15 protein-coding genes and 4 tRNA genes are annotated in these 12,631 nt (G+C 65.5%); 2 read left to right on the plus strand and 17 right to left on the minus strand.

From position 1 onward, the window contains the following. The 15 genes from EQ874_RS15920 to EQ874_RS15990 all read right to left on the minus strand — a co-directional run bounded on the left by EQ874_RS15920 (nt 1) and on the right by EQ874_RS15990 (nt 8,504). A complete protein-coding gene (locus tag EQ874_RS15920) occupies nt 1–792 on the minus strand; it encodes an ABC transporter permease (RefSeq protein ID WP_006552286.1) in 792 nt (263 codons plus the stop codon). A gap of 70 nt (nt 793–862) precedes the next feature. Continuing rightward, nucleotides 863–1,939, minus strand: coding sequence for an ABC transporter ATP-binding protein (locus tag EQ874_RS15925; protein WP_129977362.1), 1,077 nt, complete (start codon nt 1,937–1,939; stop codon nt 863–865). 313 nt (nt 1,940–2,252) lie between these two features. Then, nucleotides 2,253–2,639 (minus strand): 50S ribosomal protein L7/L12, encoded by a 387-nt coding sequence (rplL, locus tag EQ874_RS15930; RefSeq protein WP_016932673.1) that lies wholly within the window; start codon nt 2,637–2,639, stop codon nt 2,253–2,255. A gap of 123 nt (nt 2,640–2,762) precedes the next feature. Continuing rightward, nucleotides 2,763–3,290, minus strand: coding sequence for a 50S ribosomal protein L10 (gene rplJ, locus EQ874_RS15935; protein ID WP_016932672.1), 528 nt, complete (start codon nt 3,288–3,290; stop codon nt 2,763–2,765). A gap of 396 nt (nt 3,291–3,686) precedes the next feature. Further along, nucleotides 3,687–4,400: a 50S ribosomal protein L1 gene (gene rplA, locus EQ874_RS15940; protein ID WP_016932671.1), complete on the minus strand. Its 714-nt coding sequence runs from the start codon at nt 4,398–4,400 to the stop codon at nt 3,687–3,689. 91 nt (nt 4,401–4,491) lie between these two features. Next, nucleotides 4,492–4,926 carry a 50S ribosomal protein L11 gene (rplK, locus tag EQ874_RS15945; protein WP_016932670.1) on the minus strand — a complete coding sequence of 145 codons (435 nt, stop codon included), beginning with the start codon at nt 4,924–4,926 and terminating at the stop codon, nt 4,492–4,494. A 95-nt stretch (nt 4,927–5,021) separates the two neighbouring features. Beyond that, the gene (nusG, locus tag EQ874_RS15950; RefSeq protein WP_129977363.1) at nt 5,022–5,837 is read right to left on the minus strand and encodes a transcription termination/antitermination protein NusG; all 816 of its coding nucleotides are present in this window, start codon (nt 5,835–5,837) and stop codon (nt 5,022–5,024) included. A 52-nt stretch (nt 5,838–5,889) separates the two neighbouring features. After that, nucleotides 5,890–6,315 (minus strand): preprotein translocase subunit SecE, encoded by a 426-nt coding sequence (gene secE / locus EQ874_RS15955; protein WP_064062582.1) that lies wholly within the window; start codon nt 6,313–6,315, stop codon nt 5,890–5,892. Nucleotides 6,316–6,347: 32 nt separating this feature from the next. Further along, nucleotides 6,348–6,420 (minus strand) — tRNA-Trp (locus EQ874_RS15960). 179 nt (nt 6,421–6,599) lie between these two features. Then, nucleotides 6,600–7,025, minus strand: coding sequence for a (3R)-hydroxyacyl-ACP dehydratase subunit HadB (gene hadB, locus EQ874_RS15965; protein WP_016932668.1), 426 nt, complete (start codon nt 7,023–7,025; stop codon nt 6,600–6,602). After that, nucleotides 7,012–7,587, minus strand: coding sequence for a (3R)-hydroxyacyl-ACP dehydratase subunit HadA (hadA, locus tag EQ874_RS15970; protein ID WP_016932667.1), 576 nt, complete (start codon nt 7,585–7,587; stop codon nt 7,012–7,014). The genes hadB and hadA overlap by 14 nt, the downstream gene beginning before the upstream one ends. 84 nt (nt 7,588–7,671) lie before the next feature. Beyond that, nucleotides 7,672–7,839, minus strand: a complete 168-nt coding sequence (gene rpmG, locus EQ874_RS15975; RefSeq protein ID WP_016932666.1) for a 50S ribosomal protein L33 — start codon at nt 7,837–7,839, stop codon at nt 7,672–7,674. Nucleotides 7,840–7,898: 59 nt separating this feature from the next. After that, nucleotides 7,899–7,974: transfer RNA gene (locus EQ874_RS15980), tRNA-Met, on the minus strand. 43 nt (nt 7,975–8,017) lie between these two features. Then, nucleotides 8,018–8,090, minus strand: a tRNA-Thr gene (locus EQ874_RS15985). A 331-nt stretch (nt 8,091–8,421) separates the two neighbouring features. Further along, nucleotides 8,422–8,504 (minus strand) — tRNA-Tyr (locus EQ874_RS15990). A 149-nt stretch (nt 8,505–8,653) separates the two neighbouring features. On the opposite strand from EQ874_RS15990, the gene EQ874_RS15995 reads away from it, so the two are divergent. Beyond that, nucleotides 8,654–9,145, plus strand: a complete 492-nt coding sequence (locus EQ874_RS15995) for a YajQ family cyclic di-GMP-binding protein (RefSeq protein ID WP_064062583.1) — start codon at nt 8,654–8,656, stop codon at nt 9,143–9,145. 73 nt (nt 9,146–9,218) lie between these two features. On the opposite strand, the gene htpX is transcribed toward EQ874_RS15995, so the two are convergent. Together htpX and EQ874_RS16005 are read right to left on the minus strand one after the other, a co-directional pair. After that, a complete protein-coding gene (gene htpX / locus EQ874_RS16000) occupies nt 9,219–10,079 on the minus strand; it encodes a zinc metalloprotease HtpX (RefSeq protein WP_064062769.1) in 861 nt (286 codons plus the stop codon). Between the two features lie 101 nt (nt 10,080–10,180). After that, nucleotides 10,181–11,227 (minus strand): polyprenyl synthetase family protein, encoded by a 1,047-nt coding sequence (locus EQ874_RS16005; protein WP_064062584.1) that lies wholly within the window; start codon nt 11,225–11,227, stop codon nt 10,181–10,183. A 111-nt stretch (nt 11,228–11,338) separates the two neighbouring features. On the opposite strand from EQ874_RS16005, the gene EQ874_RS16010 reads away from it, so the two are divergent. Next, the gene (locus EQ874_RS16010; RefSeq protein ID WP_064062585.1) at nt 11,339–12,610 is read left to right on the plus strand and encodes a geranylgeranyl reductase family protein; all 1,272 of its coding nucleotides are present in this window, start codon (nt 11,339–11,341) and stop codon (nt 12,608–12,610) included. Nucleotides 12,611–12,631: the final 21 nt, after the last annotated feature.

Below are 12,631 nucleotides of genomic sequence, written 5' to 3' on the forward strand. Positions count from 1 at the left end.
TCAGGATCCCTTCGCAGGAACGATCTGCAGGTACACCATCGTCAGGATCAGGTTCGCGAAGAAGAGCAGCAGGAACGTGATGACGACGGTCTGGTTCACGGCCTCCCCCACGCCTTTCGGCCCCGCACCGGGGTGCAGGCCCTTGTAGGACGCGACGACGCCGGCGATCAACCCGAAGATCGCGGCCTTGAGTTCGGCGACATAGAGGTCGGGTAGCTGTGCGAGGGCCGAGAAGGACGCGAGGTACGCGCCGGGCGTGCCTCCCTGCAGCACCACGTTGAAGAAGTAACCACCGGCGATGCCGATCACGGAGACGAGGCCGTTGAGCAGAAGCGCGACGAGAACCATCGCCAGTACTCGCGGGACGACGAGACGCTGGATGGGATTGATGCCCAGCACCTCCATGGCGTCGATCTCCTCGCGGATCGTCCGCGATCCGAGGTCGGCGGTGACCGCGGATCCGGCGGCGCCGGCGATCAGCAGGGCCGTCACGATCGGACTGCCCTGCTGGATGACCGCCAGCACACTCGCTGCGCCCGTGAACGATTCGGCGCCGAGCTGCTTGATCAGCGAACCGGTCTGCAACGACACGACAGCGCCGAACGGGATCGCGACGAGCGCGGTCGGAAGAATCGTCACGCTGGCGATGAACCACGCCTGCTCGATGAATTCCCGAAACTGGAACGGTCGGCGGAAAGTGTTCCGCACGACGTCGACGAACAGTTCGACGATGTTGCCGGCCTGGGTGAGTGCGCCGTGAACCGGCCGCACGAGCGAACTGCCCGCCCCCATCTGCTCTCCTACTTCTCCAGCCTGCGGCTGCACTACTTCTGTCGCCGTACCCCTGCTGATGAGGCTGTTGCTACCTCTGGACCTGCTGCTCGTACCCCTCTCCGGTGTAGGCGGGGATGACCTGGGTGTCGTCGTCGGCGTAGCCACGAGAGGTGTGTGGTGTGCCGTTGTGGTCGAGCGATTCGGCAATGGCCTGTTGGGCGGCCGGAGGCAGGGTGTGCAGGATCGAGCGCACCCGTTGCTGCCGACGCGCCACCGCCTGCCGCTCCGGCATCCCCGGAGTCGCCTGCATCTGCGGCACGATCCCCTCGATGTCGTCGACCCCACCGGCATGATGCCCGGCCTCCACGAGCGCCTGCTCGTGCGCCATCGTCGCCTCGTCCTTCTCCTCCGACATCCCGATCGGACCGATCATCGTGCCGTTGAGGAACTGCTTGACCACCGGCTCGTCCGAAGTGAGCAACACCTCACGCGGACCGAACATCACCAACTGCCGGCGGAACAACATCCCGATGTTGTCCGGCACCGTGCGCGCCAGATTGATGTTGTGCGACACGATCAGGATCGTCGCGTCGATCTCGGCGTTGATATCGATCAACGTCTGCGAGATGTAGGTGGTACGCACCGGATCGAGCCCCGAGTCCGGTTCGTCGACCAGGATGATCTCCGGATCGAGCACCAGCGCCCGCGCCAGCCCGGCGCGCTTGCGCATCCCCCCGGAGATCTCCCCGGGCAGCTTGTCCTCGGCGCCGAGCAGACCGACGAGCTCGAGCTTGCTCATCACGATCTGCCGGATCTCCGATTCGGTCTTCTTGGTGTGCTCGCGCAGCGGGAAGGCGACATTGTCGTAGAGATTCATCGACCCGAACAACGCACCGTCCTGGAACAGCACCCCGAACAGCTTGCGGATCTCGTAGAGCTCCTTGCTCGAGCACTGCAGGATGTCGGTGCCGTCGATGACGATCGATCCCTGCTCCGGACGCAGCAGACCGATCAGCGACTTGAGGAACACCGACTTACCGGTACCCGACGGGCCGAGCAGCGCGCTGACCTCACCGGCCGGCAGGGTCAACGTCACGTCCTGCCAGATGCGTTGCGAGCCGAAGGACTTGGTCAGTCCCTCGACGGAAACCTCGACTCCCACGATTACCTCCGCTATCCGATACCGTCGCCCCCTGTGTGGGCTGGGCCACTCTATCGCATGGATAGTGGTACCTGAGACAAGCGATCCTACTCATGAGTAAGGATCTCGTACAAGGGGTACACAAATCTCGCCTTACGCCGTGACCTGCAGGAACGCCGGGTGAAATACAGTTCGGATATACCGGACATATAGCTCGGAGTTCTTTTCCACGATATGCAGAAGGGCCGTTTCCGCGAAGCGAATTCGCGGAAACGGCCCTTGTGCGGAACCGTCCCGAGGAGCGCCGAACGCTCGACGGGGAAGTTCGGAAACCGTCCTACTTGACGGTGACCTTGGCGCCGGCCTCTTCGAGCTTGGCCTTGGCAGCGTCGGCAGCGTCCTTGGCGACCTTCTCGAGGATCGGCTTCGGAGCACCCTCGACGAGGTCCTTGGCTTCCTTCAGGCCCAGGCCGGAGACGATCTCGCGAACGACCTTGATGACCTGGATCTTCTTCTCGCCGGCACCCTCGAGGATGACGTCGAACTCGTCCTGCTCCTCAGCAGCCTCGGCAGCGGCAGCCGGAGCGCCGGCAGCGGCGACGGCGACCGGAGCAGCAGCGGTGACCTCGAAGGTCTCCTCGAATGCCTTCACGAACTCCGAGAGCTCGAGCAGGGTCAGTTCCTTGAACGCGTCGAGCAGCTCTTCGGTGGTGAGCTTCGCCATGGTGGCGGTCCTTCCTGATAAGTCCCATGTCGCTGATCCGCGACCCGATGGGATGGTGCGTACCGGAGCACGCGTGGATGTATCTTTCGCGGTGATGCAGATTCGCAGTGATGCGGATCAGCGTCAGGCGGCTTCTTCGCCCGCCTTCTTCTCCTGCAGAGCGGCCGCGAGGCGGGCCACCTGAGAAGCGGGGGCGTTGAACAGGCCTGCGGCCTTTGCCAAGTTGCCCTTCATCGCGCCGGCGAGCTTGGCCAACAGCACCTCGCGGGACTCGAGGTCCGCGATCTGGTTGACCTGCTCCACGGACAGCGCAGCGCCGTCCATGTAGCCGCCCTTGATGACGAGTGCCTTGTTGTCCTTCGCGAAGGTCTTGAGAGCCTTCGCAGCGTCCACCGGCTCGCCCTTGACGAACGCGATGGCGGTCGGACCGACGAACAGGTCGTCGAGACCCTCGACGCCCGCCTCAGCGGCGGCACGCTTGACCAGGGTGTTCTTGGCGACGGAGTAGGTGGCACCCTCTCCGAGAGCGCGACGCAGCTCGGTCAGACGTCCCACCGACAGACCACGGTATTCCGTGATCACGGCGGCCGTGGAGGTCTTGAACTGCTCGGTGATCTCCGCAACTGCGGAAACCTTCTCGGGCTTTGCCATACTTCGCCTCCTCTCAGTAACAGTCGTTTTCCCGGTGTCCCGACTGGGACGCCCCACCGGGGGACCGCAGTGGCCGGAAACGACGAACGCCCCGGCGCAGGGCACACGGGGCGTACAGGAGGAGGAACATCGATCGCGCGCGGAGCACGTTCGCGGTTCGCATCTTTCCTGACCTCGTCCTCCTGCGTGGGCCGCCGGACAACTCCGGACCTTCAACCGATCCGCACGCGGATTCGGTGACCAACGGTCTTGGGTAGAACATGATCGGGGTGAAGATCGGCACACGCCGAACTACCCGACCACTGTAGCGGACGAGCTCCTTCGAATGCAAAACGGCCGGCACAGCGATGCTGTGCCGGCCGTTCCGGATGCAAGATCTGCTGCCTGCAGGGCGAATTACTCCGCGGTCTCGAGGAGGTTGCGGGTGCGCTGCGGATCCACCGGGATGCCCGGGCCGGTGGTCGTAGCGATCGTGACCTTCTTGATGTAGCGGCCCTTCGCGCTGGACGGCTTGGCGCGGAGCACCTCGTCCAGAGCAGCAGCGTAGTTCTCGACCAGCTTGGTCTCGTCGAACGAGGCCTTGCCGATCACGAAGTGCAGGTTGGCGTTCTTGTCGACGCGGAAGCTGATCTTGCCACCCTTGATGTCGGTGACGGCCTTCGCGACGTCCGGGGTGACCGTACCCGTCTTCGGGTTCGGCATCAGACCACGGGGACCGAGGACGCGGGCGATACGACCGACCTTCGCCATCTGATCGGGAGTCGCGATGGCGGCGTCGAAGTCCAGCCAGCCGCCCTGGATGCGCTCGATCAGATCCTCGGCGCCGACCACATCGGCACCGGCGGCCTCTGCCTCGGCAGCCTTCTCGCCCACCGCGAAGACGATGACGCGAGCGGTCTTACCCGTGCCGTGCGGCAGGTTGACCGTGCCGCGCACCATCTGGTCCGCCTTACGGGGATCCACACCGAGTCGCATGGCGACCTCGACGGTGGCGTCGTAGTTCTTCGAGGTGGTCTCCTTCGCGAGCTTGGCAGCTGCGAGGGGGCTGTACAGGTTGTCCGAGTCGATCTTCTCGGCCGCGGCGAGGTATGCCTTGCTGCGCTTTGCCATGTTCTTTCCTAACTTCTCACCGACAGGTGAATGGTTCGGGCGTGGTAGCGGGCCTGGCCGGCCCTCCCACGAGTACTACTTGGGGTGGGACTCAGCCCTCGACCGTGATGCCCATCGACCGAGCGGTGCCGGCGATGATCTTCGCGGCGGCCTCGATGTCGTTGGCGTTCAGGTCTTCCTGCTTGGTCTTGGCGATCTCGCGCACCTGATCCATGGTCACCTTGGCGACCTTGGTCTTGTGCGGCTCGCCGGAGCCCTTCTGCACGCCCGCAGCCTTGAGCAGCAGCTTGGCGGCCGGAGGCGTCTTCAGCTTGAAGTCGAACGAGCGGTCCTCGTAGACCGTGATCTCGACCGGCACGACGTTTCCGCGCTGCGACTCGGTCGCGGCGTTGTACGCCTTGCAGAACTCCATGATGTTGACGCCGTGCTGGCCCAGTGCGGGGCCGACCGGCGGAGCCGGGTTGGCCGCGCCGGCCTGGATCTGGAGCTTGATGAGCCCGGCGATCTTCTTCTTCTTGGGGGGCATCTCTATTCCTAGTTTCTTGCTCGGTGTGGTTCTTGCGTACTGCTACTGCAAGTCTGTGCGCGCCGGATGCCGGCGCCGTCGGGTCCTGGGGACCGTCAGATCTTCGACACCTGGTTGAACGACAACTCCACGGGAGTCTCACGGCCGAAGATCGACACCAGGACCTTGAGCTTCTGCTGCTCGGCGTTGACCTCGCTGATGGAGGCGGGCAGCGTGGCGAACGGACCGTCCATCACGGTGACGGACTCGCCGACCTCGAAGTCCACCTCGATGGCGGGCTTCGCAGCGGCGGCGGGAGCCTGCTCGCCTGCGGCCGGGGCGCCTGCCGCCGGCTTCTTCTTCGCCTGCTGCGGAAGGAGGAACTTCACGACCTCCTTGATCGTCAGCGGCGACGGACGCGAGGTGGCTCCGACGAAACCGGTGACGCCGGGCGTGTTCCGGACGGCACCCCACGACTCGTCGTTGAGTTCCATCCGCACCAGGATGTAACCGGGCAGGACCTTGCGGTTGACCTGCTTGCGCTGGCCGTTCTTGATCTCGGTGACCTCTTCGGTCGGCACCTCGACCTGGAAGATGTACTCGGTGAGGTCGAGGTTCTGCACGCGGGTCTCGAGATTGGTCTTGACCTTGTTCTCGTAGCCGGCGTAGGAGTGCACGACGTACCAGTCGCCGGGCTCGCGCCGCAGCTGCTTCTCGAGGGCCTCGGCCGGGTCGACCTCGTCCTCGGCGGCGTCGGCTTCGGCGCCATCCGTTGCGTCGGATACATCGGCATCGGACTCGGCAGCAGTGTCGGACTCGGAGACCTCGGTGTCCGCATCCGCCGACTCGGCCGTCACGTCGTCAACCAAGGCCTCGTCCGAAACGTGCTCCTCGGCCGAAGCCTCGTACGAGTCGTTCTCGGGGGTGCTCACCGGGCACTTTCCTCTCGTCGATCACATTTTTCGTCTCGCGCGCGGACAGGCGCTAACCGAACAACCAGCTGACGCCCTGCACGAACGCCAGATCCAATCCGAAGATGAACGCCGTCATGACGGTCACGAACGCAATGACCACGAGCGTGTAGGTGGTCAACTGCTTGCGATTGGGCCAGATCACCTTGCGGAGCTCGGCGACGACCTCACGGAAGAAGCGCGCGAGACGCTTGAAGATGTTCTCGGACTTCGCGGCGGGACGATCGCTCACGGCCGTGGCCGCACGCGACGTCTTGTTCGTGGACACCGCGCTCGTCGTGGACGCCGAGGAACCGGCTGCACCACGACGGGTGACCCGCTTACCGGTAGGCCGAGCGACCGCGGAGGAACCGTCGGGGGTTGCGCCGGTAGCCGTTCCAGCGTCGCCGGGAGTGTTCCCTGCGGTGCCGCTGTGGCGCTGACCGCGCTCCTCGCTCACATCGTTCCTCTCGGTCGCTGGCAGTCCGGGGGCAGGGGCGACAGGACTTGAACCTGCAACCTGCGGTTTTGGAGACCGCTGCTCTGCCAATTGAGCTACGCCCCTCTGGTCGGACATCCACACTCGTACGAAGCGAGTGTCCGGAACCGACCCATCTGCGACCACATGACACGCGCGCTACTCCGTCGGGCCGTGACGGCCTTCGAAGAGCAGCGCGCTGCTATGCGATCCCAGAAGCCTAAGTGTACTGCATTGCCCCGGGACAAACCCAATCCGCTCGGCCGTCAGGCCAAACGGACCGTTGCCGTGGCCCGCCCGAAGATCTTCCGACCGTCGGACTTCGCCACGATAGCGACCACTGCTGTCTTGCTCTCCTCGTCCACCGACTTGATCCTGCCGGTGAACTCGATCTCGGCGGCCTTGTCGGCCTCCACATACACCGGGCTGGTGAAACGAACGTTGTATTCGGTCACCGCGCCGGGGTCTCCCAGCCACTCCGTGACGAAGCCGGCCGCGATGCCCATCGAGAGCATGCCGTGCCCGACGACATCACGCAAGCCGGCCAGTTCGGCCACCTTGTCGCTCCAGTGGATCGGGTTGGGATCACCCGACACACCTGCATAGTTGACCAGATTTCCGCGCGTGAGTGTGACGACCTTCGACGGAAGCTCGTCCCCCACCGCGACATCCGCGAAGCTACGGAGTGTCACTGTGCATCACCACATCCTTGACCGCGTGTGCGATGTTGTCGTCGACCTCGCCACCGGATCGGGCCACGAGCGTCGTCCAGGACGTGAGCACGAGGTTGTCGTACTGGTCCGTGATCACGTTCTTCGTGGTGATGATGTCGCTGCCGGCCGCCTGACGGAAATCGTCGAGGTAGACGTCGCAGAAGAGCCGGTCGCCGGCCTGGATCGGGCGGTGGTAGACCATCCGCTGATCGGTCTGCATGATCTGGCTCAGGTCGTATCCGGTGACGACCTCTTCGAACAGCTTCCGCTGCGCGATCATGCCGACGATGGACACGAAGGTCAGCGGGGCGATCACCCCGTCGTAACCCAGTCCGCGGGCAGCGTCGTCGTCGTGATGCGCCGGATGCGCATCGCGCACGGCCCGGGCGTACTCGCGGATCTTCTCGCGACCCACCTCGTAGTAGTCGTCCACCCGGTAGTGGTGCCCGACCATGGACTTGGCGTGCGCGGCGGCATCGAACGGGATCCCGGCCTGTTCGGTCGCGTCCACCGATTCCTGGTTCTCGAGTACGTTCGTCATACGCAAAACCTCCGCAATCCCGACGACGCCAACTGGCACGGTCGGTATTGCGGAGACCTTATGCGTCGACGTCGTTCCGACCGGCTACTTGGACTCGCGGTGCGACTGGTGCGTACCGCAGTTCGGGCAGAACTTCTTCAGTGCGAGCCGGTCGGGGTCGTTGCGACGGTTCTTCTTGGTGATGTAGTTGCGGTGCTTGCACACCTCGCAGGCCAAGGTGATCTTCGGCCGAACGTCAGTAGAGGAGGCCACGGGATGCCTTCTTTCGCGTCAATCCGATCAGTATCGATCAGGGTGGATCAATGAACTTTTGGTAGCGGTGACCGGACTTGAACCGGCGACGCAACGATTATGAGTCGTTTGCTCTACCAACTGAGCTACACCGCCTCGGTGCCGAGTGTCGCTACGAAGGCGGCACCTCAATCCAGCGAGCCCCCTGACGGAATCGAACCGTCGACCTTTTCCTTACCATGGAAACGCTCTGCCGACTGAGCTAAGGGGGCGTGGCCTCCGGAGCATCTCTGCTCGCTGCGGCCTCCAAAAGATTACACACACTCGGTCCCGGTGCAAAATCCGCAGGTAGAGACACATAAACGGGCACTGCTCGTCGGGCACTGCTCGTCGGGCACTGCTCGTCGGGCACTGCTCGTCGGGCACTGCCCGTCGGGCTGCGCCTGCCGAGTCCTTGCGTCGGTGGGCGTACACGCGTTCACCGCCGGCGGTGAACACCCGAAGGGTGGCCACCGAGGACGACGCGACGTCGAAGAGACCGGCATGCGAGACGACCCGGAAATGCAGAACGGCCCCGGTTCCGAAGAACCGGGGCCGTTCCGGTGGCAGGTGTAGGATTCGAACCTACGTAGGCGTAAGCCGACGGATTTACAGTCCGCTCCCATTGGCCGCTCGGGCAACCTGCCGGGTGCTATCGGGACCGCGTCCTCGATGCGTTTGGAAGAATACAACGCATACCCCCCCGAAACGCAAACCGAGTGGTCACAGCTCCGCGCGACCCGATAGCGTCGGGTGGACAGAACCCTTACAGATCGACCCGGAAGTGGAGTGAGACGTGGCTGATTCGTCGTTCGATGTGGTGAGCAAGGTCGACCGCCAGGAAGTGGACAATGCGCTGAACCAGGCGGCGAAGGAGATCGCCAACCGCTTCGATTTCCGGAACACCGGGGCGCACATCGAGTGGTCGGGCGACGAGGCGATCACGATCTCGGCCGAGACCGAGGACCGCGCGCTCGCGGCGCTGGAGGTCTTCAAGGAGAAGCTGATCCGTCGCGATCTGTCGCTGAAGTCGTTCGACGCCGGCGAGCCGGCGCAGTCCGGCAAGGTGTACAAGATCACCGGCACCCTGGTGCAGGGCATCAGTCAGGAGAACGCCAAGAAGATCTCCAAGCTGATCCGCGACGAGGGCCCGAAGGGCGTCAAGGCGCAGATCCAGGGCGAGGAGCTGCGCGTGACCAGCAAGAAGCGCGACGACCTGCAGGCCGTCATCGCTCTGCTCAAGAACGCCGACCTCGACATCGCCCTGCAGTTCGTCAACTACCGCTGACGCACTCCCGTCCTACGACTCCGCCCGCGACGATCGTCGCGGGCGGAGTCGTCCCGGTCGTGGAGTTCCCGGATCAGCGCATCCCCGCCATGCGTTCGAGACGCTCGATGCGATCGGCCATCGGCGGGTGGGTGGAGAACAACCGGCTCATCTTGTCGCCCGCCCGGAACGGCTCGGCGATCATCAGGTGCGACTGCGCCGCGAGTTTCGGTTCGGGCGGTAGCGGCGCGGCCTGCGTGCCGAGCGCGAGCTTCCGCAGCGCCGACGCGAGAGCCAGCGGATCACCCGTGAGCTCGGCGCCCGACTGGTCGGCCTGGTACTCGCGCGACCTCGACACGGCGAGTTTCACCACCGACGCCGCGATCGGGCCGAGCAGGGAAACCAGTAGCAGCGCCAGCGGATTCGCACCGCCCTCCCGGTTACCGAAGGCCGACGCGAAGAAAGCGAAGTTCGCCAGACCCGAGATGACGGCGGCCATCGCGCCGGCAACCGACGAGATGAGGATGTCGCGGTTGTAGACATGGGCGAGTTCGTGTCCGAGTACCGCGCGCAGTTCCCGCTCGTTCAGGATCTCGAGGATGCCCGTCGTGCAGCACACGGCGGCATTGCGAGGATTACGCCCCGTCGCGAACGCATTGGGAGCGTTGGTGGGACTGATGTACAGCCGCGGCATGGGCTGGTGCGCCGCGGTCGCCAACTCCCGCACGATCCGGTACATCGCCGGTGCCTGCACCTCGGTGACCGGCTGGGCGTGCATCGCCCGCAACGCGAGCTTGTCGCTGTTGAAGTACGCGTAGCCGTTCATGCCGACCGCGAGGACGATCGACATCAGCAGGACGGTCGAGTTCTGGAACAACGACCCGACGAACACGATCAGCGCGGACATTCCGACCAACAGACCGGCCGTCTTGAGACGGTTCGAGTATCCGTGCACGTCGCACCCCTTCCGCACCACGATTCCCCACTCGTTCGTCCAACGAACGAGCAGGCGGTGCGGTTCCCGCCCCGAAGGGGGCGGGAGTGCGCGACGGTCCGTCAGCCGACCCGGGCGACCGTGAAGTCCACGAGACGCCGCAGCGCCTCGTTCGCCGGGCCCTGCGGTAGGGCGTCGAGCTCGGCGTGAGCGCGGGCCGCGTAGGTCGCGAGGGTCGCTTTCGCCGCGTTCATGCCGGGCGAGCGGACGAGCAACTCGAGTGCTTCGGCGACCAGCGCTTCGTCCTCGATGGGACCGACGAGCAGTTCGCGGAGGCGATCCGCCTCGGGCCCGCTCTCCTGCAGCGCGTACAGCACCGGCAGGGTGTACACACCCTCGCGAAGATCGGTTCCCGGCGTCTTGCCCGACTCCGAGGTGTCCGACGCGATGTCGATGATGTCGTCGACGATCTGGAAGGCGGTGCCGACGGCGTCGCCGAGCCGTTCGAGACGCTCGACGTGTTCCGGAGCGGCTCCCGAGAACGTTCCCCCGAACCGCCCGCTGGCGGCGATCAGAGAACCGGTCTTCTCCCAGATCACCCGCAGGTAGTGCTCGATGGGGTCGTCGTTGGTACGCACGCCGATGGTCTCGCGCATCTGGCCGGTGACCAGCTCGGCGAAGGTCTCCGCGATGATCTGCACTGCCGACGGACCGAGAGTCGACACCAGCCGGGAGGCATGGGCGAACAGGTAGTCGCCGGCGAGGATCGCGACGCTGTTACCCCAGCGCACGTTGGCGCTCGGTGCTCCACGTCGCATCGTCGCCTCGTCCATGACGTCGTCGTGGTACAACGTCGCGAGGTGCACGAGTTCGACGACGGTCGCCGCCGTCACCACGGCAGGATCGGTCGGCTTCGGTCCGAGCTGTGCGGTGAGGATCGTGAACAGCGGCCGGAACCGCTTGCCGCCCGCCTTCGCCAGGTGCAGCGCGGCCTCCGTCAAGAAGTCCTCACCGTCGGACAATTCCTCGACCAGGAGTTTCTCGACGCTCGCGAGGCCGTCCCCGACAGTCGCGGCGAGGATCGGATCGCCGAGTTCCACACCGGCCACGACGGTGCTCGGCGTCGCGTCGGCCGAACCGGCGGTCCGAGCCGCCCCCTCAGTGCTCACGATGACGTACCCATCCTGTCTGTCGCCTCGACTTCACCGTAGTGAACCTAGCCGTTCGTTCCCCGATCCACCTCGTCGAGGCGGCAGATCGCGGCCTGAGAAGATGGAACGGTGGTGGCCGAACACTCCGCGCGAGATCCGCGGCAATCCCAGTCCTGCGTTCCCGACAGTACCGATGTTCTCGTCGTCGGTGCCGGTCCAGCCGGTTCCGCCGCTGCCGCATGGGCTGCCCGCGCCGGTCGAGACGTCCTGCTCGTCGATGCCGCGACCTTCCCTCGCGACAAGACCTGTGGCGACGGACTGACGCCGCGTGCCGTCGCCGAACTCGACCGACTCGGGCTGGGCGACTGGCTGCGCACCCGCACCGTCAACCGCGGTCTGCGCCTCGAAGGCTTCGGTGGACGCTTCGAACTCCCGTGGCCCGACTCGTCGTTCCCCACCGTGGGCAGTGCCGTGCCGCGCACCGAACTCGACGCGCGCATCCGGCAGGTCGCGCTCGACTCGGGAGCCCGCGCCGTGGACGGAACGAAAGCCGTCGACGCCGAACGCGACGGCGACCGGGTCTCGGCCGTGCTCTTCCGCACTGCCGATGGGCCGCGGACCGTCGCGTGCCGCACCCTGATCGTGGCCGACGGGGTGCGATCACCCCTCGGCAAGGTTCTCGGTCGCCGCTGGCACCGCGACACCACCTACGGCGTGGCCGCTCGCGCCTACGCCACCTCCCCGCGCAGCGACGATCCGTGGATCACCTCGCACCTCGAACTGCGCGACGACGCCGGGGCCGTCCAGCCGGGCTACGGCTGGGTGTTCCCGCTCGGCACCGGCGAGGTGAACCTGGGGGTGGGCACCCTCGCGACCGCCTCGCGACCGGCCAACGGATCGTTGCGCCCACTCATCGATCTGTACGCGCGGCAGCGCCGCGCCGAGTGGGAACTCGGCGAGGTGACGCGGGTGGCGTCGGCGCTGCTTCCCATGGGCGGAGCGGTGTCGGGAGTCGCGGGCAGGAACTGGGCGCTGATCGGCGATGCCGCGGCGTGCGTCAACCCGCTCAACGGCGAGGGCATCGATTACGGACTCGAAGGCGGTCGGCTGGTCGCCGGACTGCTCGACGCCGACGACCTCACCGACCTGTGGCCGACGACGTTGCGCTCCCATTACGGTCGCGCGTTCTCGACCGCACGTCGCCTCGCGAGCCTGCTCACGATCCCGAAGTTCCTGCCGACGACGGGCCCGGTCGCGATGCGGTCGCGGGCGATGATGTCGGTCGCGGTGCGGGTGATGGGCAATCTCGTCACCGACGAGGACGCCGATCTCGTCGCCCGCGTGTGGCGCACGAGCGGTCACCTCTCGATGCGATGGGATCGGCAACCACTCTTCGCCTGAGCAGTGCACGGCAGCGCTACC

It is taken from the genome of Rhodococcus sp. Q1, from assembly GCF_004153645.1.
In the GTDB taxonomy this organism is placed as follows: Bacteria; Actinomycetota; Actinomycetes; order Mycobacteriales; family Mycobacteriaceae; genus Rhodococcus; species Rhodococcus gordoniae.

Bases quoted from the DNA above. Each gene is read 5' to 3' on its own strand.
- EQ874_RS15920 (WP_006552286.1), bottom strand. From the start codon at position 792: ATGGGGGCGGGCAGTTCGCTCGTGCGGCCGGTTCACGGCGCACTCACC.
- rplL (WP_016932673.1), bottom strand. From the start codon at position 2,639: ATGGCGAAGCTCACCACCGAAGAGCTGCTCGACGCGTTCAAGGAACTG.
- rplJ (WP_016932672.1), bottom strand. From the start codon at position 3,290: ATGGCAAAGCCCGAGAAGGTTTCCGCAGTTGCGGAGATCACCGAGCAG.
- rplA (WP_016932671.1), bottom strand. From the start codon at position 4,400: ATGGCAAAGCGCAGCAAGGCATACCTCGCCGCGGCCGAGAAGATCGAC.
- rplK (WP_016932670.1), bottom strand. From the start codon at position 4,926: ATGCCCCCCAAGAAGAAGAAGATCGCCGGGCTCATCAAGCTCCAGATC.
- hadA (WP_016932667.1), bottom strand. From the start codon at position 7,587: ATGACGAACGTACTCGAGAACCAGGAATCGGTGGACGCGACCGAACAG.